Raw genomic sequence first — 22,496 nt, 5'->3', positions numbered from 1 at the left:
ATGAGTTTTTCTGTCCAGATTAATAGACGACGGTCAGGAAGGCGCCTGCACTCGCCGTTCTGAGCCCTAGCGCGGCGGTCAGGTCGACCAGCGCGTTGTCCGGATCTGAGAGGTCGAGGGAGCCGGTGAGGCGGCGGTCGGCAATGCTCTCGCTGGCAATCACGATCCGGCCCGGCAGGCGCCGGGAAAGATTCGCCACCACCCACCGGAACGACCGATCCTCGAACACCAGCCGTCCGGAGCGCCAAGTGGCCTCCGTGCCCGATGCGACCCTGTCGACCGATTCCATTGCCCCGTCGCTTACCCGCGCCCGCATCTGGGGGGTGAGCAGAACCGCGCTGCCGTTTTCCGCGCGCACCCGAACCCGGCCTTCCGCGACGGTGACTTCGGTCTCCCCGGGCATGCGGTTCACGTCGAACACAGTTCCGACCACGGTGATCCGCTCACCGCCAGCCTCGACGACGAAGGGCCGCTCCGGGTCGGACGCCACGTCGAACCACGCCTCGCCCCGCAGCAGTCGCACGGTGCGGGTTCTGTCGCCGATGTCGAAGGCGATCGCGCTGTCGGCATTGAGCTGGATGGTGGATCCGTCCTCAAGCCGCACGACGGGCGTCTCGTGATGGCCGGACAGCGCGTCAGCCCTCAGCCGCATCGGGCCATCGGTCCACAGGAAGAGCCCGCCAAGAAGTAGGAATCCCGCCAGCAGGAGCGCAGGCACGGTTGCGCCGGTCCCGGTGCGTCGACGGATCGCTTCGCGGGTGTCTGCGGGGTCGGCCTTCAGCGCGTCGCTGCTTTCACCGAACAGCCGCTTGGCGTGCGCATAGGCCTTCGCATGGGAAGGGTCGGCGGCCAGCCAGGCCTCGAACGCCTTCCGGTCGGCGCGCGATGCCGGGCCGTCCTCGAAATGGAGGAGCCAGTCGATGGCCTGCTCGCGGATGGAGAGCTTTGCGGTCGGCTTGGATGCGGGCGCCATGATGCTTCTCTGTCTACCTTCGATAGATAGACGAACGGGAGGGCGCATCGCGGCCTATCCCGCTTCGAATTCGTCCATTTTATCCATGCAATGGACCATCGCCTTGCGCAGGTGCCGGTTCACCATGCCGCGGGTGATGCCGAGGCGCTCGGCGATCTCGTCCTTGTCCATGCCGGCAAGACGGCTTGCGATAAAGACGTCCCGACGCTGCGGCGGGAGAGCGAGGATGGCGGCGCGCAAGGCCCTGAGGCGCCGCGGCATGTCGATACGCGCCTCCGCCTGGGGCACGACTGCCGGCACCGGGTGGACGTCCATGTCGAGCGACTGGAAGAGCCTGGCCTCGAAAGCGGATCGCCGGGCCCGGTCGATGCCGAGATTGATGGCAGCACGGATCAGGAAGGCGCGCAGCGATGCTTTGCCGAGAATCCGCTCCGGCCGGCGCGACAGCTGCACATAGAGGTCGTGGACGATTTCCGTCGCCTGGCCCCGTCCCGCGCCGTGGCGGCGGATCGCCGTGCGGATCTCGTGGTAGTGCGCGGCGATCGCCTCATCCAGCAGCGCACGCGCGTCGTCCATCTCGAGCGACGCGGCCTGGCAGGGCTGGCTTGGATTGGTGTCGTCGGTCAGGCGCACGAGTCATCCGGGGCAGGAGGAGCATTGATCACCACCGACAGGGTCGATGATTCCCATTCCTAGCCGTGAATCCGTGCAATGCGCAAGCATATTGCAAATATTACTTTATAAAAACTCTATTGTACCGCAGTTTCGAAGCATTAATGGTTTCGGCTTTAAGTAATCCTGCGTCGCTTGCGCGTTGAGGGGCGCTTTGCCTGTTTTCCGGGCAGGGCGGTTGCGCGTCGACGGTTGGGTCGGGAGCGAAGTTCCTCTATTTCACAGAGGTTCGGATGAGGCTGATCGGCAGGAGAGTATGCAATGCACAGCGTGACCGTTCGCCAGGAGATCGTCGACCGGGTGATGAAGCGCCGCGGCCGCTACCACATCTTCGACAGACTCGATCCGGCGACGACGGCGCTGGTGGTCATCGACATGCAGGGCACCTTCTGCGAGCCGGGTGGTCCGGCGGAGGTGGAGGCCTCGCGCGGGATCGTCGCGCCGATCAACGCGCTCACCGAAGCGCTCAGGCCGATGGGGGTGCCGGTCATCTGGGTGCTGCACGCCAACGTCCAGGTGGGTGGCGCCAGCGATTGGGAGCTCTTCTACAACCATATCGTTGCCGACCACGTGCGCGAGCGGACTCTGGAAAGCATGCGGCCCGGGCGGCAGGAAGTCTGGCGTGACCTCGTGGTGGGGCCGGACGATTTGACGGTGATCAAGAACCGCTACAGCGCGCTTGTGCCCGGCGCTTCCAGCCTGGAGCGCATCCTGCGCAATCTCGGCGTCGACACCATCCTGATCGCCGGCACCAAGACCAATGTGTGCTGCGAATCCACCGCCCGCGACGCCATGATGCTCGATTTCCGAACCGTCATGGTGGAGGACTGCTGTGCCGCGCTCTCCGACGACGAGCACCGCGCGGCGCTTGAAACCATCATCCAGCAATTCGGCGACGTGATGCCTTCGGGCGAGGTGCTCGAACGGCTTAGGACGTGAGAGCGATCCGGGGCGTATGACGCGGCCGGCGCACGACGACAGGGGCCGGATCGGGGCCGGTGAAACGCATCTGGTCTGACAGGAAATGCCCATCGGGACTGGGCTTGGAATGAATGGTCGGAGTGGCAGGATTTGAACCTGCGACCCCCTCGTCCCGAACGAGGTGCGCTACCAGGCTGCGCTACACTCCGACAGTGGGCGGTCTTATAACGAGGGTGTTCGGACGCCGCAAGACGTCAGATCGCGTTCCTGCACCGCTTTTCCCGCATGGCTTTCGTCACCGACCGCCCGGCCCGGAGATCGGGACCTCGCGACCGGATTCCGCACGGCCATGTCAGGCCGGCGCCCGCTCCCTTTGAAGTCGCGCCGCATATCTGCTTTCTGAGCGCTTGCTGTCCGCGCTCGCGAGCAGCACCGGACCAGTCCAGGAGTTCGCCTTGGCATCCCTTACCCACGACCGAAGCTTCGACCCGCGCCATGGCGAGGCCGTCGAGGTTGCCCCCGGCGTCGTTCGCATCACCGCAGCGAATCCCAGCCCGATGACCTTTCACGGCACCAACACCTACCTGGTGGGCGACGACACGGTGGCGGTGATCGATCCCGGCCCGGCGCTGCCCGCCCACGTGGACGCGGTCGTCGCGGCGATTGCCGGGCGGCCGGTGAGCCATATCCTGGTGACGCACACCCACGGAGACCATTCGCTCGCGGTGCCGGCGCTGCAGCAGGCCACCGGTGCGCCAACGGTGGGCGAGGGGCCGCACCGCGCTGCCCGGCCGTTGCGCGCCGGCGAGACCAACCCGCTGGATGCTGCCGCCGACACCGCCTTCGTCCCCGACATCGTGCTCGGCCACGGCGGCGAGATCGTGGCCGGCGGCCGCCGGGTCGAGGTGGTTGCCACCCCCGGCCACACCGCCAACCACGTTGCCTTCGCACTGCCGGACGAGAAGCTGCTCTTTTCCGGAGACCACGTGATGGTCTGGGCAACGTCCATCGTCGCGCCGCCCGATGGGGCGATGGCCGATTACATGGACTCTCTCGATGTGCTGTTGGGCCGCGGCGACGTTCGCTACCTGCCGGGGCACGGCGGCGCGGTGGAAGAGCCGGAGGCCTACGTGACGGCGCTGAAGGGCCACCGGCTCAGGCGCGAGGAGGCGATCCTGCGCGCTCTGGCCGACGGCCCCCGGACGATTCCGGAAATGGTGCGCCAGATCTACGTCGCGCTCGATCCGGCGCTGCACAAGGCGGCCGGGCTGTCGCTGCTGGCCCACCTGGAGGATCTCGTGGCGCGCGGGTCGGTGGCGACCGATCCGGTGCTCGCCTTCGAGGCGACCTACCGGCTGGCCGCCTGAGCGCCCATGCGCTTCCAAGCGAAGCGGGAACCGGATCGCTGTCCGGAAACGCGATAGAGAAATGTCCGTCGACCCTCAGGCCGCCGGCGCGAGCCCGCCCTTGTCCACCAGGAAGCCCAGGATGGTGTCCAGGCCCTCGCCGGTCTTCATGTTGGTGAAGACGTAGGGCCGGTCTCCGCGCATGCGCTTGGTGTCGGCGTCCATGACCGCGAGCGAGGCGCCCACCTGGTCGGCCAGGTCGATCTTGTTGATGACCAGGAGGTCGGAGCGGGTGATGCCCGGCCCGCCCTTGCGCGGGATCTTCTCGCCGGCGGACACGTCGATCACGTAGATCGTCAGGTCTGCGAGCTCCGGCGAGAAGGTGGCCGCGAGGTTGTCGCCGCCCGATTCGATCAGCACCACGTCGAGATCGGGAAAGCGGCCGCGCATCTCCGCGATGGCCGCCAGGTTGATCGAGGCGTCCTCGCGGATCGCCGTGTGCGGGCAACCGCCGGTCTCCACGCCCATGATCCGCTCCACCGGCAACGCGCCGGCGCGCGTCAGGATCAGCGCGTCTTCCTTGGTGTAGATGTCGTTGGTGATGGCGGCGATGTCGTAGCCGTCCCGCATCGTCTTGCAGAGCGCTTCCATCAGCGCCGTCTTGCCGGATCCGACGGGGCCTCCGATGCCGACGCGCAGCGGTCCGTTGGGGGAGCTCATCATGTCCTGAACAGCCTCGTATACTGGGTCTCGTGACGCATCGACGCGATGTCGGCGAAAAGGGCGCAGCCGCCGAGATCGTCGAGGGTGGAGGTCTCCGCCTCGGCCGCGAGCGCGGCGATCGCCGGCTCCAGCCGGGCGATGGCGCGCTGGCCGTCGCTCTGGCCGAGCGGTATCAGCCGCACGCCGGCGGAGACGATGTTGGCGGAAAAGGCGTGGAGGTAGGCGACTAGCGCCGGCGCAAGCGCGATCCCGTGATCGGCCGCCGCGATCGCCACGGCCACGGGGTAGGCGAGCCGCCCGTCCGGCCAGGACTCTTCGGCGGGCCACGCCGTCTCGGTGATGGTGCGGAAGGCATCGCCCTGGGAGAGGGTTTCCGTGCGCCGTTCCTTCGACGGGTTGAGCGCGGCCGCCAGCTCGACGATTTCGGCTAGGACAGGGATGTCGTGCTGGCGCCGCGCCCGCCAGGCTGCGACGAACAGGATGGCGTCCTGCCGTCCGCCGCCTTGGGCGAGAACGTCCTCCACCCAGCCGGCGAGGCTGGCGAGATCCGTCACCGTTCCGTCCTCCACCGACCACTCCAGGCCGTGCGACAGGGTGAAGGCCCCCACGGGATAGGAGGGCGACAGCCAGGCCATCAGCCGGTAGAGCGCGCCGGCCTCAGTGGTCATGGTCGTGCGCGTGGCTGTGGCTCGATGCGTGGGCATGGGCATGGCCGTGTGCTTCCGCGTGGGCATGGGCGTGCGCATGCCCGTGGCCGCCATAGGCGCCGCCTTCCGGGTCGAACGGCGCGTCGATCTCCGTCACGCGGCCACCGAGCCCGCGCACCATGTCGGCAATCACATGGTCGCGGCGGATCAGGATGCGTTCCGCATCGATCATAGCCGGCAGGTGGCGGTTGCCGAGATGCCAGGCGAGCCGCAGGAGATGGTGCGGGTCGTTCGCCGTCACCTCCAGGAGCGGTTCGGGCACAGCCTCGACCCGCACGATGCGGCCATCCTCGAGAAGGAGCCCGTCACCATGGCGCAGCGCCACGGCTTCCGGCAGGTCGAGCAGGAAGGCGAGCCCGCCGGTGCCGGTGAGCGCGATCCGCCGCCGATGCCGCCCGTCGTGGTCGAGGGTCACGCTATCGGCGGCCTCGGTGTAGCTGCCGGCGGGAAGGACGGTCGCGGCTCTCAAAACAGGAAATACCGCTGCGCCATCGGCAACTCCGACAGGGGTTCCGCCGTCAGGATCTCGCCGTCGGCAACCACCTCGTAGGTCTCCGGGTCGATGGAGATGTCCGGCGTGGCGGAGTTGTTGATCATCGACGCCTTGGTGACCGTGCGGGTGTTCTCCACCGCTACCAGTTCCTTGGCGACGCCGAGCCGCTCCGCGAGGCCGCTTGCGGCCGCCGCGCCGGACACGAAGGTGACGGAACTCGCCGGAAGCGAGCCTCCATACTGGCCGAACATCGGCCGGTAGTGCACCGGCTGCGGGGTCGGGATGGAGCCGTTCGGGTCGCCCATCAGCGCCGCGGCGATGGTGCCGCCAAGAAGCACCATCTCCGGCTTCACGCCGAAGAAGGCCGGGTCCCAGAGCACCAGATCGGCCCGCTTGCCGACCTCGACGGAGCCGACATGCGCGCTCATGCCGTGCGCGATGGCGGGGTTGATCGTGTACTTGGCGACGTAGCGCTTCACCCGGACATTGTCGTTGTCGCCGGTCTCCTCGGCGAGCCGCCCGCGCTGCACCTTCATCTTGTGCGCCACCTGCCAGGTCCTGATCACCACCTCGCCGACCCGTCCCATGGCCTGGCTGTCGGAGGAAACGATGGAGAAGGCGCCCATGTCGTGAAGGATATCCTCCGCGGCGATGGTCTCCTTACGGATGCGGCTTTCGGCGAACGCCAGGTCCTCGGGAATGGAGGAGTCCAGGTGATGGCATACCATCAGCATGTCGAGATGCTCGTCGATGGTGTTCACCGTGTAGGGCAGCGTCGGGTTGGTGGAGGACGGGATCACGTTGGCGACGCCGCACACCTTCATGATGTCCGGCGCGTGGCCGCCGCCGGCGCCTTCGGTGTGGAAGGCGTGGATCGTGCGGCCTCCGATGGCATCGAGGGTGCTCTCCACGAAGCCGCCCTCGTTGAGGGTGTCGGTGTGGATCATCACCTGCACGTCCATGGCGTCGGCCACCGTCAGGCAGCAATCGATGGCGGCGGGTGTCGATCCCCAGTCCTCGTGCAGCTTCATGGCGCAGGCGCCGGCCGCGATCATCTCCTCCAGCGCCGCCGGGCGCGACGAGTTGCCCTTACCGGCGAGCCCGATGTTCATCGGCAGCCCGTCGACTGCCTGGATCATCCGGCCGATGTGCCAGGGGCCCGGCGTGCAGGTGGTGGCGAGCGTGCCGTGCGCCGGGCCGGTGCCGCCCCCGAGCATGGTGGTGACGCCAGAGGACAGCGCCTCGTCGATCTGTTGCGGGCAGATATAGTGGATGTGGGCGTCGAAGCCGCCGGCCGTCAGGATCTTGCCTTCGCCGGCGATCACCTCGGTACCCGGCCCGACGAGGATCTCCACCCCGGGCTGAATGTCGGGATTGCCGGCCTTGCCGATGCCGACGATGCGGCTGTCCTTGAGGCCGACGTCGGCCTTCACGATCCCCCAGTGGTCAATGATCAGCGCGTTGGTGATGACGGTGTCGACGGCGCCTTCCGCTCGGGTCGCCTGTGACTGGCCCATGCCGTCGCGGATCACCTTGCCGCCGCCGAACTTCACCTCCTCGCCGTAGGTCGTGTGGTCCTTCTCCACCTCGACGAACAGCTCGGTGTCGGCAAGCCGCACCTTGTCACCCGTGGTCGGGCCGAACATGGCGGCATAACTCTGTCGGGAGATCCTGGCGGGCATGGTCGGCTCCGTTGGGAAGGGGCAGTCGCGTTGCGACGAGAGGGCGGGGAGGGGTGGCTCGGCTCAGTCGATCCAGAGACCGCGGGATTTGTGCCAGTCCTCGATGGACTCGTCGGGATACCCGTCGAAGCACTGGTCGTTCGGCCCGATCTGCGGCTCCACCCACGACGCCTTGGAGGCGAGCATCAGATGCACGCTCTCCGGCGGCACCGGGAGCTCCGTGTCGATGGCCGAGGCGAGCGGGTGGACCAGCTCGGGCCAGCTTTCGTCCCAGAGCCAGAGCGCCGTACCGCATCTCGTGCAGAAGTGCCGCTTGCCGGAGGAGGCCCGCACCGAGCCGTTGTCGCCGTGCACCGTTGCGTGAAAGCTGCCGATGGCATCCTCGCCCTCGATGTTCAGCGTGTCGGCGACGCCCATGATGTTGATGGCGTAGCCGCCGCCCCCGTCGGTCTTGCGGCAGATCGAGCAGTAGCAGCGCTGGTAGGGCTGCGGCGTGTGGCTCTTCACCGAGAAGCGCACCGCGCCGCAGTGGCAGGATCCTTCAAGCGTCATCGGCATGGCTCATCTCCTGGCGTCCGATCGGGCCTCGACTGTCTGCGATCAGAGCGGGCCCATCACCTTGGCCTGGAAGCCGTAGACGGTGCGTGTGCCGGCCAGCGGCACCAGCGTCACGTTGCGGCTCTGGCCAGGCTCGAAGCGCACCGCGGATCCCGCCGCCACGTCCAGCCGCATGCCGCGCGCCGCCTCGCGGTCGAAATCCAGCGCCTCGTTCACCTCGAAGAAATGGTAGTGCGAGCCGACCTGGACCGGCCGGTCGCCAGTGTTGGCGACGGTCAGCACCGTCGTCGGGCTGTCGGCGTTCAACTCGATGTCCCCGTCGGGACAGATGACTTCGCCCGGGATCATGTTGATCGAGCCCCCCGCTCTATCGGATCGGATGGTGGACGGTAACGAGCTTCGTGCCGTCGGGGAAGGTCGCCTCCACCTGCACGTCCTCGATCATCGAGGCGACGCCCTCCATCACCTGGTCCGCGGTGACGACGTGGGCGCCGGCCTCCATCAGCTCGGCAACCGTGCGGCCGTCCCGCGCGCCCTCGACGACGAAGTCGGTGATCAGCGCAATCGCCTCCGGGTGGTTCAGCTTTACGCCGCGCTCCAGCCGCTTGCGTGCCACCACGGCCGCCATGGCGACCAGCAGCTTGTCCTTTTCCCGCGGTGTGAGCTTCAACGATCCCTCCTCGTTCGTCTTTCGGTTCAGATCGACCAGACGCGCGGCACGGTGCCCGCGAGCGGTGACAGGAGTTCAACGACGGCAGCCCTCAGCCGCGCGGCGTCACTGGCAACGGCCCGCACCGCAAGAAGCCCGTCCCAGGCGCTGGCGCCGGAATGGATGTCGTGGCGGTCGAGAACGGCACGCACCGCGTCGAGCTGTGTCTCGGCGTCGGGCGCCACGCTGACCAGTGAGGCGAAGGCCCGCGCGCCGGCAAGGGTTGCGGAGCCGCCGGCCATCGCCTGGATGTCGCCGTTGAGGCGCAGGTCATCCGCATAGACCAGCCGTCCGTCGCGCCGGATGCGCCATCTGTCGGAAACCGTTCCCTCCCGCACCGTCTCGCCGTGCGCGGTTCTCCCGAGCACGAGGATCTCGCAAAGCAAGATCCGCGCCGATCCGGCCATTTCCGCGGTCAGGCTGCGCCGGACGCGCCCGCGGTCGTAGAAGATGGTTTCCTGCGGAAGCCAGAGGAGGGTCGCGTCGGGCCCGGCGCGCAGCTCCACGTCGAGGTAGGCCACGTCGCCGCGCGAGCGATAGACCCGTTCAGCCGCCTGGGTGGTGAGGGTGAGGGCACTGGCCGGCCCGGCCTCCGCCTCGACGGTGAAGCGGTCGCCATCGGTCAGGCCGCCGGCGGTGTTGAGAAGCACGGCCTCGACGCCCGCGTTGCCGAAGCGACTGGGAAAGCGGACCTTGAAGGAGCCCTGCTGGAAGGCAGTCTTGAGTGCCGTCGTTCCGCGAAGCCGGCCGGGACCGACGGCGAGCCGGATCGCGCCCTGGGCCCGTTCCAGGGACGGCCGGTCGTCGGGCGCGGCCTGATCCGCGTCCATCGGCGGCGTGATGGCGTCCATTCGTGCTCCCCCTCGCATGCCGGGCCCGTCGCCGGGCGCGACACGATCAGGTTGGGAGAATGGTCGCATTTTCGTACAGGCGCAAAGTGCACGCCGGGAAAAAGCGGGGTTCGGTCAGACCGCCGCGGAGTGGCGCGCCCGGCCTGTCGGCAGGTAGGCGTCGAAACAGGCGGCCAGCACGCGAACATAGGGCCGGCCCGCGCGGGTAACCCGCAGCCTGGTCTGTTCGAGCGTGGCGATCCCGTCGCGCAGCGGCTCGCGCAGACAGTCCCTTGACCGGGCAAGGAGCGTCAGCGGATCGCCGAGCCGTGCAAGGTCCGGATCGGCGAAGTCGATGGCGTAGTCGGTCATCAGCCGTTCGATCACCGCGCCGCGCAGCCGGTCGTCGTGGGTCAGGGCGAAGCCGCGGACCACAGGCAGACGCCCGCCGTCCACGGCGCGCTTCCAGCCGCCCACGTCGGGGGCGTTGGCCACATAGCCCTGGGGCAGCTTGCCGATGGAAGAAGCGCCGAGACCGATCAGCGCGTCGGCGGTATCGGTGGTGTAGCCCTGGAAATTGCGCCTCAGGACACCGGTCTGGGCGGCGAGGGTCATCGGGTCGTCTGGGCGCGCAAAATGATCGAGGCCGATCGGCACGTAGCCGGCCTCCACCAGCGCTGCGCGCATGGTCGCTTCCAGAAGAAGACGCTCTTCGGCGCGCGGCAGGGCGCTCTCATCGATCAGCCGCTGGTGCGACTTCACCCACGGCACGTGCGCGTAGCCGAAGACCGACACCCGGGAAGGAGAGAGAAGGGCCATCGCCTCCACCGTCCGGCGCACGGTTTCCGGCGTCTGGTGGGGCAGGCCGTACATCAGGTCGGCGTTGATCCGGGCGAGCCCGGCGGCGCGCAGGTGCTCGAAGGCGGCGGTCACCACGCTGTCGGGCTGAACCCTGCCGATAGCCGCCTGAACCCTCGGGTCGGTGTCCTGGATGCCGAGGGAGACACGGGTCATGCCAGCCTTTGCCAGCGTGCTGGCAAGCGTCCGGTCGACGGTGCGTGGGTCGAGCTCGATGGCAATCTCCGCGTCCGGCGTCAACTGGAACGCCTCGCGCAGGCGCGCCGTCAGCGCCAGGAATGTGCCGCCGGGGATCATGCTCGGCGTGCCGCCGCCCCAGTGCACGTGGCTGACCTTCTGGCGACGGCCGATGGTGGTGCGCACCAGCGCGATCTCGCGGGCCAGCGTCTCGGTGTAGGCTAGGACAGGCTCGATCTTGCGTGTCGCCTTCGTGGTGCAGCCGCAATAGGCGCACATCTCCGAGCAGAAGGGCACGTGCAGGTAGACCGACGCGACCGTTTCCTCCGGCAGCGTGGCGAGCCAGCGCGCCGCAACCTTGCCGTCCACGGCATCGGTGAAATGCGGGGCCGTGGGATAGGACGTGTACCGCGGAACGGCCCGTCCGGCATATTTGGTCGCGAGGGTGTCCATGGCCGAAACTGTCTCCCGGAGCGCGGTCTGGTGCCTTGATCGACGTCAAAACCGTCTCGGGGGCCATCGGGTTCGAGCGCGCGATTTGTCTCTGGTGGCTCGGGATGCGCCGCGCGATGGCCCTGCAGCTCTGCCATCCGCCTTGCCAGCACGCGCTGCCTCGCCTAAACGCGGTTCGTGAAATTCCTCGACCGATCCCTTCTCCTGCGCGTGGGACTGACACTTCTGCTCGCCGCGCTCGGCGGCGGCGCCTTTACGCTCGCCGGAGTTCCGGCAGGGTGGTTGTCCGGTTCAGCGGTGGCTGTTGCGATCGCGGCCTTTGTCGGCGCGCAGGTGACGATGCCGAAGCCGATGCGCGACATCGCCTTCCTGGTGATCGGCACCGGCATGGGCTCTAGTGTCTCGCCGGATACGCTGGACCGACTGTCGGCCTGGCCGGTCTCTGTGGTGTTCGTGATCGTTGCCAGCGTCTTCGTCACCGCCGCAGCCTACTTTATGCTGCATCGGGTCGCCGGTTGGGACAGGACCACAGCCGTCTATGGTGCCGTCCCCGGTGCGCTCTCCTATGTGCTGGCGGTTGCGATGACGAGCACCGCGGATCTGCGCCGGGTGGCGCTGTCGCAGTCGATCCGCTTGATCTTCCTCGTGGCGGCGCTGCCGCCGCTCATCGGCCTCTTCCCGGGAATGACCGAGAATGCCGGGGCGAGCGTGGCCCACGCGGAAGCCGGCATCATCGATCTCGCGCTCCTCTTCGGGCTCGGAGCTGTCGTGGGCTACCTGATTGTCCGGCTCGGCCAGCCGGCGGGGATGCTGCTCGGTTCGCTGCTGGTCAGCGGTGTCCTGCATGCCTCCGGCGTCGTTACAACCTGGCTGCCGGCCTGGCTTCTCGTTCCCGGCTTCCTGGTGTTGGGGGCGTTGATCGGGACCCGCTTTGCCGGGATCGATCGGGGGCTCTTCTTCCGGATCGCTGCAGCCTCGCTCGGGGCGCTTGCCGCGGCACTCGCCGTGTCGATCGTCGCCGCCGTCCTGCTGATCGAGATCACCGGGCTGCCTGCCGGACAGGTGATCCTGGCGATCTCGCCTGGCGCGCTGGAATCGATGACCACGCTGGCCTTTCTGCTCGGCTTCGACGCGGCCTACGTGGCCGGTCTCCATTTCGTCCGCTTCCTGATCATCATCGCGGCCCTGCCGATCTTATCAGGCTGGATCCGGCGCAGGTTCGCCGGCGACTGACCTCCGTCAGAGCCTTTCTGCTCAATCGATGACTCCAGGGCCGGCGGCCGCTTGATATACGTCAAGGCGGCTCCGCGCCCGGGATCTAGGGTCCGGTCCGTTCGGCCGGCTCCCGTCGGCTGTCGTCACGATTCGCCGACCGGAGCTAGGACATGGCGCACGCCGCGACTGCCCGCCCACCCAAGATCATGACCCTGGAGGAAGGCCTCTACGCCGGCTTCCTGGCGGTCCTTGCGCTGTTCTGCCTGCTCGTCGCCGGCAAGGCGCACGACACCCCGATGAGCGTCCACGGAGTGATGGGCGCCGCGATGGCGTTTATCGGCCTGTTCCTTATCGTGAAGCATTATCTCGAGCGGCCGTACGAACCGGTCCCGCAGGAGATCGGCGGCCTGCCGAACTACAACATGGGGCCGGTGCGTTTTGCCACGATCGCCGCGGTTTTCTGGGGCGTGGCCGGCTTCGCCGCCGGCGTCTACATCGCCTTCCAGCTGGCCTTCCCGGTCCTCAACTTCGACCTGTCGTTCCTGTCCTTCGGCCGGCTGCGGCCGCTGCACACCAGCGCGGTAATCTTCGCCTTCGGCGGCAACGTCCTCATCGGAACGTCGCTCTACGTCGTCCAGCGCACGTCGCGGGTGCGCATGCTCGGCGAGATCACGCCCTGGGTCGTCGTGCTCGGTTACAACGCCTTCATCGTGATCGCGGCCACCGGCTACCTGATGGGCGTCACCCAGTCGAAGGAGTATGCCGAGCCGGAGTGGTACGCCGATCTCTGGCTGACAATCGTCTGGGTCCTCTACCTGGTCGTCTTCGCCGGCACGGTCATGCGCCGTCGCGAGAGCCACATCTACGTGGCGAACTGGTTCTATCTCGCCTTCATCATCACCATCGCGATGCTGCACATCATCAACAACCTGACGATCCCGGTGTCGGTCTTCTCGTCGAAGTCCTACATCGCCTGGTCCGGCGTTCAGGACGCGATGATCCAGTGGTGGTACGGCCACAACGCGGTGGGCTTCTTCCTGACCGCCGGCTTTCTGGCCATCATGTACTACTTCGTGCCGAAGCGGGCCGAGCGGCCGATCTACTCCTACCGGCTGTCGATCGTGCACTTCTGGGCCCTGATCTTCCTCTACATCTGGGCCGGCCCGCACCACCTCCACTACACCTCGCTGCCGCAGTGGGCCTCGACGCTCGGCATGACCTTCTCGGTGATGCTGTGGATGCCGTCCTGGGGCGGCATGATCAACGGCCTGATGACGCTGTCCGGTGCCTGGGACAAGCTGCGCACCGATCCGGTCATCCGCATGCTGGTCGTGTCGATCGCCTTCTACGGCATGTCGACCTTCGAGGGGCCGCTGATGTCGGTGCGGGCGGTCAACTCGCTGTCGCACTACACCGACTGGACCATCGGCCACGTCCATTCCGGCGCGCTCGGCTGGGTCGGCTTCATCTCCTTCGGCGCCATCTACTGCCTCGTTCCGTGGCTGTGGAACAAGAAGGAGCTCTACTCGCTGCGGCTGGTGAACTGGCACTTCTGGACGGCCACCATCGGCATCGTCCTCTACATCACCTCGATGTGGGTGTCGGGCATCCTGCAGGGCCTGATGTGGCGCGCCTACAACGACTTCGGCTTCCTTGAATACTCCTTCATCGAGACCGTCGAGGCGATGCATCCCTTCTACGTGATCCGCGCGCTCGGAGGCGTTCTGTTCCTCATCGGCGGGCTGATCATGGCGTTCAATGTCTGGATGACGATCCGCGCCGGCGAGGCGGTGGACGTCGAAGCCGCCGCACCCGCCCCCGCGGCCGCTTGAGGAAGACCGATCCATGAGCATCTGGAACAAGCACCAGTTCTTCGAGAAAAACACGCCGTGGCTGATGGTCGGCATCCTCATCGCCGTGGCCATCGGCGGCATCGTCGAGATCGCGCCGCAGTTCTGGCTGAAGAGCACCATCGAGAAGGTGGACGGGATGCGTCCCTACACGCCGCTCGAGCTCGCCGGCCGTGACGTCTACATCCGCGAGGGCTGCTATCTCTGCCATTCCCAGCAGATCCGCCCGATGCGCGACGAGATCGAGCGGTACGGCCACTACAGCCTGGCGGCGGAGTCCATGTACGACCATCCGTTCCAGTGGGGTTCCAAGCGGACCGGTCCGGACCTGGCGCGCGTCGGCGGCAAGTATTCCGACGAGTGGCATCGCGCGCACCTGATCGACCCGCGCTCGGTGGTCCCGGCCTCCATCATGCCGGGCTATCCCTTCCTCGCGGACGCCCGCATCGACGCCCGCTCCATGAAGCCGCGCCTGGAGACGCTGGCCACCGCCGGCGTGCCCTACACGGAAGAGCAGATGGACAACGCCGCGGCCGATTTCCGCGCCCAGGCTGATCCCAACTCCGACGACGTCGACGCCTTCCTGGAGCGCTGGCCCGAAGCGGTCGTGCGTGACTTCGACGGCGATCCCAAGCGCGTCACCGAACTCGACGCCGTGATCGCCTACCTGCAGATGCTCGGCACGCTCGTGGACTTCGACGTCTACGACAACCAGGCCAACCAGCGGTGACGCCATGAGCTACGAAGACGTTGCCTCCTTCGCCCAGACCTGGGGCCTTCTCATCTTCGTCGCGGTGTTCGCCGTGATCGTGGCCTACGCCGTCTGGCCGAAGAACAAGAAGCGCTTCGACGAGGCTGCCCGCATCCCGCTCGAAGACGACAAGCCGAAGCCCGACGACCGGCGCAACGGCAAGAAACCGGAGTAAGCCGACATGGCCGAGAAGGAAATCGATGCCGTATCGGGAGTTGAAACGACCGGTCACGAGTGGGATGGGCTCAAGGAGCTCAACAATCCGCTGCCGCGCTGGTGGCTGTGGATCTTCTACGCCACCGTCGTCTACGCCGTGGTCTACTGGATCCTGATGCCGGCCTGGCCGCTGGTCAACGGCTACACGCCGGGGCTTCTGGGCGACAGCCAGCGCCGCGAGGGCGAGATCGCCTACGAGGAGGTCGTGGCCCAACGCTCCGAGCTTGGTCAGGAGATCGCCAGCGCCGACCTGGCGGCGATCAACGCCGATGCGGGCATGCTGGAATTCGCCACCGCACAGGGACAGGCGGCCTTCGGCGACAACTGCGCCCCGTGCCATGGCTCGGCGGCCACCGGGTCGCCCGGCTACCCGAACCTGCAGGACGACGCCTGGATCTGGGGCGGCTCGCTCGACCAGATCTATCACACCATCGCCCACGGCATCCGCTCCGACGATCCCGACACCCGGATGGGCGAAATGACCGCATTCGGCGACATGGGCATCCTCGACCGGGCCCAGATCCGCGACGTGACCGCCTACGTGCGCACCTTGTCGGGCCAGGCACCCGCCTCCAACGCCGACGCGGAAGCCGGCAAGCAGATCTTCGCGGACAATTGCGCCGTCTGTCACGGCGAGGCCGGGACCGGCAACCAGGAGCTCGGCGCGCCGAACCTGACCGACCAGATCTGGCTCTATGGCGGCGACACGGAGACCATCCAGACGACCATCCAGCATGGACGGGCCGGCGTCATGCCGCCCTGGGTCACCCGCCTGGATCCGACCACCGTAAAGTCGCTCGCCGTCTACGTGCACGGTCTGGGCGGCGGCCAATAGGGGAGCGCCTCAGCCAAACCGGGGCACAACCTCGGATGGCGGAGGGGCGGCGCGGAAAGTCGGCGGTGGTGGGACCGTCGGCTTCCGCGCCCAGACACGAAAAGCGGCGGGCGAGCGATCGTCCGCTGCTTTTTTCGTGCAGGCAGTCGCCGCTGCGCGCGGGCTTCCGACGTCAGCCCCGCGGGCCGGTCCCTGTCGGCGGGATCGGTTCGGCCGGGTAGGGGGTGGGCGAGCCGACGGCCCGGGCGACGACCCGGTAGGCGCGACGATAGTTGATCAGGCCGCCCGCGAAGAACAGCACGCTGCCGACCAGGTACTGGGCGGCCAGGAATGCATCGAGGATCCGGTCGTCGGCCGCGTTGTCGAAGTTCCAGAGATAGGGAATGGAGGCGACCGCGAAGAGCACCGAGCCGACCACGAAGGTCAGCGCCGTCAGGTTCATCATCTGCAGGGTGACGAGGTCGTCCGCCTGGACGATCTGCAGGACGTTGATCGTCGCGCCGACGACGAACAGCAGGCTGCCGACGATGAAGCACCAGGCGCCGGCGGTGAAGAGGCCCACATAGGACAGGAAGAACACGCTGCCGACGACGAACAGCAGCGTTCCTGCCAGATAGCTGAACGCCGCCACGAATTCGAACCGGTCCCAGAGGTCGGGCGGTCCCTCTCGCTCGCGCGCCGCGCGCAGCACCTCACCCATGTCGTGGCCGGTAACCACCAGGTAGAGGATCGAGCCCGCGAAGAAGATCCAGGCGCCGGCGTTTGCCCATTCCGACAGGGAAGGGAAGAAGCAGATGCTTCCGGCGATGAAGACCAGCCCGCCCAGCTCGTAGGCGATGGCGTTGATGGTCTCCCAGCGGAAGTGCTTTTTCTGATCCGGATCGTCGCCAACGAGGTCGTGCAGGCGCGGCCGGTTCACGAAGAGATGCGGCATGGAAGGCTGGATCCCGAAACTGTCGCTGCCCGGCGGGACCGGATCTTGCCCGGAGTGCGCCGAGCCTACTGCATGGTGGCCGGCGAGGCGACCGGCGACGGCCTGTGCTTGCGCCGCTCGCTCGGTGCCACGCCCGTCCGGCGGCGGAAGGCCCGGGAAAAGGCGCTCTGGCTGATATAGCCGGCCCGGAAGGCGATTTCGGCCAGGGGAAGGTCCGTCGCCGTCAGCGCCCATTCGGCATAATCGATGCGCGCCGCCTCGGTGAGCGACCGGAACGACGCCCCCTCGCGCATGAGGCGCCGGCGCAGCGAGCGTTCGGACAGCCCGCAATCGCGCGCGATGTCGGCTTCGCTGAACGGTCCCCAACCGAGCCTGCGGTAAAGCGCGGTGGCGATGTCCGGTTCAGCGGATTCGCCCTGTTGGTGGTCGTCGTGCGAGACGTCGGCTCTGCCCGAGTCTGCCGCATCGGTTGCGGGCGGGCGCGATCCGGCGAGCGGCGAGGTCGCACCGGCGCGTGCCGCGGGAGCCTCGCGTGAGGCGCCCGGACCGCTGGCGATCTCGGGGATGCCGGGACACTCTTGCGTGCACCGCGCGCTTCCATCTCCCACACACCGGTCGAGCAGGCCGGCGGAAAACGCGATCAGGTTGACCGGCTCCTCGAAGATCGCCGGCACGTGCGTGAGCCGGTCCACGTCCGCGCGCGCGTCACGGCGGTGCTCGAAGGTCACCGCTTCGAGAAAATCGTGCGCTCCCGCCGCGTGCCTGACGATCCCGTCGAAGAAGCCGAGTGTGAACTCCGCGTCGCGCGAGCGCGGCCAGATGCGCGGATCGACGATCCGGTAGGTCAGGGTGCAGAGATCGCCCTCCACGCACAGGCGGAAATCGGATCCGTGCTGCAGCGCGTCCAGCTCGGCGATGAGGCGGGAGAGCAGCGTGCCCAGGCGACGTTCGGCCCCGGCCGCGGGAAACAGATGGGTGAGGGACGGGGCGGCGATCGCGCGCCCGCTCAGCCACAGGCGCGGTTCGTCGTCGTCCGCGTTCCCGGCGCACTGCATCAGCCTGGCAAACTGGCTGAGGGGGATCGGATCGGGATGCGGCGCGGCAGGGGCGGCGTCGCCCAGGCCGCAGGCGGCGAAGGCACGGCCGGCGTCGATCCGGCTGGCGCCGAACGCCTCGGCGATCAGCGGCAGGGGCTCGCCGGAGATGGTCGGCCCGTCGACGATCACCGCTCCCATGGCCGTGCGCCTCCCGCCTGTCCGCCCCAGAGCCAGCGGAAAGCGTCGCTGCGCCGTCGGGGAATGTCAATCATCGGGCGGTGAGAGGGGCGCCGGGCAACGACGGAGGAAACCGGGGCGGATCTCTCCGCCCCGGCGTGCAAGCCTATTGCTGGCTCTCGTCGGCCGGCGCGCGGATGCTGAGCGCCGGGTTGTAGGCGAAGTAGTTGAACGGCCGCAGCATGAAGCCCTTCCACATGGTCGACATCACCGGCCAGTCTTCGGTGTGCGGCACGTGGTGGAAGCCCATCGTGTACCAGGTGACGATGTCGGTGTTGGCAATGGGTCGGTCCTGGTCGACCCAGGTCGCCAACGTGTCGGAGCCGTCGCTTTGGAACGCGAACTCGCCGCCGGCATAGCGCTCGTCCGGAGCGTAGGGCGTGTTCCAGATCGTGTACTCGATGAAGGCGTTGCGCTTCATCGGCGGGTCGTTTTCGTAGTCGTAGGGCCCGTAGGCGACCGAGTTGTTGGGCACGATCATGTAGCCGGGCTTGTGGCCGAGTGGCCCCTCCGCGCCCATGTTCATCACGTGATACATGGCCGGCGTCGCCGGGTTCACCTTGTAGCGGCCCTCCATCTCCGTCTTCGCAGGCGTCGTCTCCGTCACCCACATCGTCCGGCGCGGCAGGTCGTCCGGCACCTCCGCCTTCACCAGCCCGGTGCGCATGAAGGTGTTGTCCTGCCCGTCGATGTCGAAGTCGAGCTTGAAGTTGAAGAAGTGGTCGTGGTTCGGCGCGATCAGGTTCGGGGCGATGAGCGTGCCGTAGCGGGTCGCTTCCGCTGCGCCCTCGTCGTTCATGGAGGTGATCGCCGCGCCCTTCACCGCGTCGAGGCCGGTGGAGCCGACCATCACGTCGATGCGGCCATCCTGGTGGAAGACGTAGTCGACCAGATAGTCATAGTTCCCGACCTCCGAGGCAGACCGCACCACCAGCTGGGTGGCCGGGCGCCCCTCCGCAGGAACGAACTGCTCCTCCGACTGGGCGAAGATCTCGAAATGCCGCCAGGCCGGGTCGCCGATGCTGCGTTCGAACACGCAGATGGCGCCGGGGATCGACAGCGGCTCGCCCTCATCGGTGTGCACGACGGCCGGCAGGAAGCTCGCATAGTCCGGGCAATCGACACCCGGGCGCAGCGGGCTCAGGAAGATGCCGAAGCCATACTCGCCGCTGTCCATGTAGGTGCGCCAGTACCAGCCGGCATCCGGGTCCATGTAGGGCACGAACACCTCCGACAGATGCGCCTGGTAGAGCACCTCGCGCCAGGCGTCCTCGTCCTTCACCTCGACATTGGAGATGACGACGCCCGGCCGCTTGTCGACCCGCACGCGCAAGCGCCAGATGTCCCAGTTGATGAGCCCGTTCTCGATGGTGAAATTGGCGTCGCCGGTCTGGGATAGGCCGGCCGGGTTCATCTCCGGCCGCAGTTCAGTGCGCTGTGCGACCTCGTCCTCGGTATAGCCCCAGCCGTCCTCCGGTACCGGCACGGCGCCGGTGTCGAACACCTCGACCACCTCGTCGGCATTGAGGTCGATGACGGCATAGAGCCCTTCGATGGGCTTGGCGTAGAAGTTGGAGCTCTCTGGCAGGACGTAGCACGGCACCTTCATCAGGCGCCGGCCTTCCTCTTCCGGCAAGCCGAAGGCGCCTGCAGTCAGCGGCAGGCAGAACACGTCGTCCGGTGTGAGGCCGCGCTTCTCCAGCCCTTCCACGAAGGCCGGGGCGGAAACGGCGAGGTTCATGGCCTCGAGGAATTCCGCCAGCAGGATCATGGTCTCGCCGGGGGCGGGCTCCACCGAGGTCACGCTGTCGCCGACCAGGTCCACCTCGGCGATGAACGCGCCATCGGGGGTCTTGAAGTGGACGGTAACCGCGCGTGGCTCCGGATCGCCGTCCGACCAGCCGAGCACCACGTCCTTCGCCGGCTCCTTCAGCGAGATGTAGGGAAACAGCGTGCCGTCGCCGGCCTCGCCGCTTTCCTTGAGGATCGTTACAGCCTCGGTGATCTCCGCTTCGCTCAGCCCGTCGAGCGGGTGCGCGGACACGCCGGGGGCCGCCGCCGCGATCGCGGCAAGGCTTCCCCCGAGGACCGCGCCTCGAATGATGGTCTGCATGATGTCTGTTCCCCTTTGTCTTGCGGACCACGGGGTCGAGCCCGGATCCATCCCGAAAGCCTATGCAATCTGCGCGGGACGGATTGTGCATTTCCGGCCACCACGACGCGCGGCCCTGACTGGTCTGGCGGCTCAAAAAAGAGAAGGAAAACATAGGCTTGATGCTGCATTCTGGACGCATTCGAACCGTCATCAAGCTGTGCAAGATTGAAACTAGAAGATTTCGGATCTGGTTTCGCGATCCGCGACCGGAGCGGCCCCCCACACGCAGCCATCGAGATCGACCATGTCCGACAAGACGCATACCCGGCTTTCCGCCGACGATTGGGATGAGATCAATTTTCCGCGCCCGAAAGAGAACGACTTCGACCGCGTTGTCGAGCGCGCCATTTCGCGGCGCGGCTTCCTCAGTGGTGCGCTGGCGTTCGGTTCCGGCGCGGCCGTGATGAGCGCCGGACTGCTCGACGCGATTCCGGCGCTGGCCCAGCAGAGCGACCGCTTCGCGTTCAAGCCGATCCCGATCGCCACCGACGGCACCGTGCACGTGCCTGAAGGCTACACCTGGAAGGTGCTGGCGAGCTGGGGCGATCCGCTCTTCTCCGGCGTTCCCGACCTGGACCAGGAGACCGCCGGCAGCGCCGACGACGCCGACAAGATCTTCGGTGAGAACACCGACGGCATGGAATTCTTCGTTGTCGACGGCAAGCAGGTGATCGCCGTCAATCACGAATACACCAACAACGACATCAACCTGCCGAACGCTCCCGAGGGCATTCCGCAGAACGCCGAGGACGTCCGCAAGCTGCAGAATTTGCAGGGCGTGACGGTGATGGAAGTCGCCGAAGGTCCGGATGGCTGGTCTATCGTCAAGGACAGCCCGCTGAACCGGCGCATCACCCACAACACGCCGATGAAGATCTCCGGTCCCGCAGCCGGCCACGACCTGATGAAGACGGACGCCGATCCGACCGGTACCGAGAGCCTCGGCACCTTCAACAACTGCGGCGCCGGCAAGACGCCGTGGGGCACCTATCTGACCTGCGAGGAAAACTTCAACGGCTACTTCGGCGCCACCGAGGAAGTCGAGCAGCCGGAGCAGGTGGCCGCTGGATACGAGCGCTACGGCCTGTCGAAGGACGGCTGGGATTACGAGTACCACAAGTTCGACGAGCGCTTCGACACGTCGAAGACCCCGAACGAGCCGCACCGCGCCGGCTGGATCGTCGAGATCGATCCGTCCGATCCGGAGAGCGTGCCGGTGAAGCGCACCGCTCTCGGCCGCATCAAGCACGAGAATGCAGCCGTCACCGTCGCGCCGGACGGCCGCGTGGTGGTCTATCTTGGCGACGACGAGCGGGGCGAGTTTCTCTACAAGTTCGTTTCCCGCGACGTCTATGTGCCTGGCGGGGACACCTCCACGCTGCTCGACGAGGGGCAGCTCTACGTCGCGAAGTTCAATGACGACATGACCGGCGAATGGGTCGCGCTGACCCCGGACGCCACCGACATGTCGGAGCCGGAGATTGCGATCTTCTCGCGCATCGCCGCCTCCAAGGTCGGGGCCACCACCATGGACCGTCCCGAATGGGTGGCCGTGAGCCCGGTTGCGGCGGAAGCCTACTGCGCCCTCACCAACAACAAGAATCGTGGGCTCAAGACCAACGCCGGTGGCGACGAACAGCCGGTTGGCGGCCCAAACCCGCGCGAGGCCAACAACTACGGCCAGATCGTCCGCTGGCGTCCGGACGGCGGCAACCACGCTGCCGATGCGTTCCAGTGGGACCTCTACGTGATGGCGGGCAACCCGACCGTCCATGACGATGCCTACGCCGGCTCGGAGAACATCAACGAGGGCAATCTCTTCAACTCTCCGGACGGCATGGTGATCGACTCCTCGGGCCTGGTCTGGATCCAGACCGACGGCGACGATTCCAACGAGGGCGACTTCGCCGGCCAGGGCAACAACCAGATGCTCGCCGGCGACCCGGTCACGGGCCGCATCGAGCGCTTCCTCACCGGTCCGAACGGCTCGGAAGTCACCGGCCTGTGCTGGTCGGCCGACCGCCGGTCGATGTTCGTTGGCATTCAGCATCCGGGCGCGCCGTTCCCGGACGGGGAGGGCAAGCTGCCGCGCTCCTCGATCATCGTGATCAAGCGCGACGACAACGCCTATCTCGGCTGAGGCCGGGTCGGGCTCCGAGCCCGT

The 22,496-nt window shown here is 67.2% G+C and carries 22 protein-coding genes and 1 tRNA gene; 8 read left to right on the top strand and 15 right to left on the bottom strand.

Annotated elements, in window-relative coordinates:
- Positions 1–19 precede the first annotated feature (19 nt).
- Positions 20–973, bottom strand: a complete 954-nt coding sequence (locus C507_RS21290) for a FecR family protein (RefSeq protein WP_018700153.1) — start codon at positions 971–973, stop codon at positions 20–22.
- A 54-nt stretch (positions 974–1,027) separates the two neighbouring features.
- A complete protein-coding gene (locus tag C507_RS0113040; RefSeq protein ID WP_018700152.1) occupies positions 1,028–1,606 on the bottom strand; it encodes an RNA polymerase sigma factor in 579 nt (192 codons plus the stop codon).
- A 300-nt stretch (positions 1,607–1,906) separates the two neighbouring features.
- Between C507_RS0113040 and C507_RS0113035 the strand changes: the two genes are divergently transcribed.
- The gene (locus tag C507_RS0113035) at positions 1,907–2,584 is read left to right on the top strand and encodes an isochorismatase family protein (protein WP_018700151.1); all 678 of its coding nucleotides are present in this window, start codon (positions 1,907–1,909) and stop codon (positions 2,582–2,584) included.
- Between the two features lie 114 nt (positions 2,585–2,698).
- On the opposite strand, the gene C507_RS0113030 is transcribed toward C507_RS0113035, so the two are convergent.
- Positions 2,699–2,775 (bottom strand) — tRNA-Pro (locus tag C507_RS0113030).
- Positions 2,776–3,021: 246 nt separating this feature from the next.
- Between C507_RS0113030 and C507_RS0113025 the strand changes: the two genes are divergently transcribed.
- Entirely contained in the window at positions 3,022–3,933 is a 912-nt protein-coding gene (locus C507_RS0113025; RefSeq protein WP_018700150.1) for an MBL fold metallo-hydrolase, read from the top strand.
- Positions 3,934–4,008: 75 nt separating this feature from the next.
- On the opposite strand, the gene ureG is transcribed toward C507_RS0113025, so the two are convergent.
- The 9 genes from ureG to hemN all read right to left on the bottom strand — a co-directional run bounded on the left by ureG (position 4,009) and on the right by hemN (position 11,102).
- Complete coding sequence (gene ureG, locus C507_RS0113020) at positions 4,009–4,635, bottom strand: urease accessory protein UreG (RefSeq protein WP_083923512.1); 627 nt, start codon at positions 4,633–4,635, stop codon at positions 4,009–4,011.
- Entirely contained in the window at positions 4,632–5,303 is a 672-nt protein-coding gene (locus C507_RS0113015) for an urease accessory protein UreF (RefSeq protein WP_018700148.1), read from the bottom strand. Before C507_RS0113015 ends, ureG begins: the two co-directional genes overlap by 4 nt.
- Positions 5,293–5,811, bottom strand: coding sequence for an urease accessory protein UreE (locus tag C507_RS21285; protein WP_018700147.1), 519 nt, complete (start codon positions 5,809–5,811; stop codon positions 5,293–5,295). The genes C507_RS0113015 and C507_RS21285 overlap by 11 nt, the downstream gene beginning before the upstream one ends.
- The gene (gene ureC / locus C507_RS0113005) at positions 5,808–7,517 is read right to left on the bottom strand and encodes an urease subunit alpha (protein WP_026319061.1); all 1,710 of its coding nucleotides are present in this window, start codon (positions 7,515–7,517) and stop codon (positions 5,808–5,810) included. Before ureC ends, C507_RS21285 begins: the two co-directional genes overlap by 4 nt.
- A 63-nt stretch (positions 7,518–7,580) precedes the next feature.
- On the bottom strand, positions 7,581–8,075 hold the full coding sequence (locus C507_RS0113000; protein WP_018700145.1) for a GFA family protein: 495 nt from the start codon (positions 8,073–8,075) through the stop codon (positions 7,581–7,583).
- Positions 8,076–8,117: 42 nt separating this feature from the next.
- Positions 8,118–8,423, bottom strand: a complete 306-nt coding sequence (locus tag C507_RS0112995; protein WP_018700144.1) for an urease subunit beta — start codon at positions 8,421–8,423, stop codon at positions 8,118–8,120.
- 19 nt (positions 8,424–8,442) lie between these two features.
- A complete protein-coding gene (locus C507_RS0112990; protein WP_018700143.1) occupies positions 8,443–8,745 on the bottom strand; it encodes an urease subunit gamma in 303 nt (100 codons plus the stop codon).
- Positions 8,746–8,771: 26 nt separating this feature from the next.
- Positions 8,772–9,635, bottom strand: a complete 864-nt coding sequence (locus C507_RS0112985) for an urease accessory protein UreD (RefSeq protein ID WP_018700142.1) — start codon at positions 9,633–9,635, stop codon at positions 8,772–8,774.
- A 114-nt stretch (positions 9,636–9,749) separates the two neighbouring features.
- A complete protein-coding gene (gene hemN, locus C507_RS0112980) occupies positions 9,750–11,102 on the bottom strand; it encodes an oxygen-independent coproporphyrinogen III oxidase (protein ID WP_018700141.1) in 1,353 nt (450 codons plus the stop codon).
- Between the two features lie 177 nt (positions 11,103–11,279).
- On the opposite strand from hemN, the gene C507_RS21280 reads away from it, so the two are divergent.
- The 5 genes from C507_RS21280 to ccoP all read left to right on the top strand — a co-directional run bounded on the left by C507_RS21280 (position 11,280) and on the right by ccoP (position 15,969).
- Entirely contained in the window at positions 11,280–12,335 is a 1,056-nt protein-coding gene (locus tag C507_RS21280; protein ID WP_051089764.1) for an AbrB family transcriptional regulator, read from the top strand.
- Positions 12,336–12,487: 152 nt separating this feature from the next.
- Positions 12,488–14,149 (top strand): cytochrome-c oxidase, cbb3-type subunit I, encoded by a 1,662-nt coding sequence (gene ccoN / locus C507_RS0112970; RefSeq protein WP_018700139.1) that lies wholly within the window; start codon positions 12,488–12,490, stop codon positions 14,147–14,149.
- Positions 14,150–14,162: 13 nt separating this feature from the next.
- Entirely contained in the window at positions 14,163–14,897 is a 735-nt protein-coding gene (gene ccoO, locus C507_RS0112965) for a cytochrome-c oxidase, cbb3-type subunit II (RefSeq protein ID WP_018700138.1), read from the top strand.
- Positions 14,898–14,901: 4 nt separating this feature from the next.
- The gene (locus C507_RS0112960; protein WP_018700137.1) at positions 14,902–15,093 is read left to right on the top strand and encodes a CcoQ/FixQ family Cbb3-type cytochrome c oxidase assembly chaperone; all 192 of its coding nucleotides are present in this window, start codon (positions 14,902–14,904) and stop codon (positions 15,091–15,093) included.
- A gap of 6 nt (positions 15,094–15,099) precedes the next feature.
- Positions 15,100–15,969, top strand: coding sequence for a cytochrome-c oxidase, cbb3-type subunit III (gene ccoP / locus C507_RS0112955; RefSeq protein WP_018700136.1), 870 nt, complete (start codon positions 15,100–15,102; stop codon positions 15,967–15,969).
- Between the two features lie 172 nt (positions 15,970–16,141).
- Here the strand turns inward: ccoP and C507_RS21275 are convergent, their stop codons facing one another.
- The 3 genes from C507_RS21275 to C507_RS0112940 form a co-directional block, all read right to left on the bottom strand.
- Positions 16,142–16,903, bottom strand: coding sequence for a YrhK family protein (locus C507_RS21275; RefSeq protein ID WP_018700135.1), 762 nt, complete (start codon positions 16,901–16,903; stop codon positions 16,142–16,144).
- A 65-nt stretch (positions 16,904–16,968) separates the two neighbouring features.
- Positions 16,969–18,138 carry an AraC family transcriptional regulator gene (locus C507_RS0112945; RefSeq protein ID WP_018700134.1) on the bottom strand — a complete coding sequence of 390 codons (1,170 nt, stop codon included), beginning with the start codon at positions 18,136–18,138 and terminating at the stop codon, positions 16,969–16,971.
- Between the two features lie 145 nt (positions 18,139–18,283).
- Positions 18,284–20,290 carry a copper amine oxidase gene (locus tag C507_RS0112940; protein WP_018700133.1) on the bottom strand — a complete coding sequence of 669 codons (2,007 nt, stop codon included), beginning with the start codon at positions 20,288–20,290 and terminating at the stop codon, positions 18,284–18,286.
- Between the two features lie 286 nt (positions 20,291–20,576).
- On the opposite strand from C507_RS0112940, the gene C507_RS0112935 reads away from it, so the two are divergent.
- Positions 20,577–22,472, top strand: a complete 1,896-nt coding sequence (locus C507_RS0112935; RefSeq protein WP_018700132.1) for a PhoX family protein — start codon at positions 20,577–20,579, stop codon at positions 22,470–22,472.
- Positions 22,473–22,496 lie beyond the last annotated feature (24 nt).

It is taken from the genome of Amorphus coralli DSM 19760 (assembly GCF_000374525.1).
In the GTDB taxonomy this organism is placed as follows: Bacteria; Pseudomonadota; Alphaproteobacteria; order Rhizobiales; family Amorphaceae; genus Amorphus; species Amorphus coralli.
The sequence above is the reverse complement of the archived record's forward strand: the minus strand, read 5'-3'. Positions and strand labels throughout refer to the sequence as shown.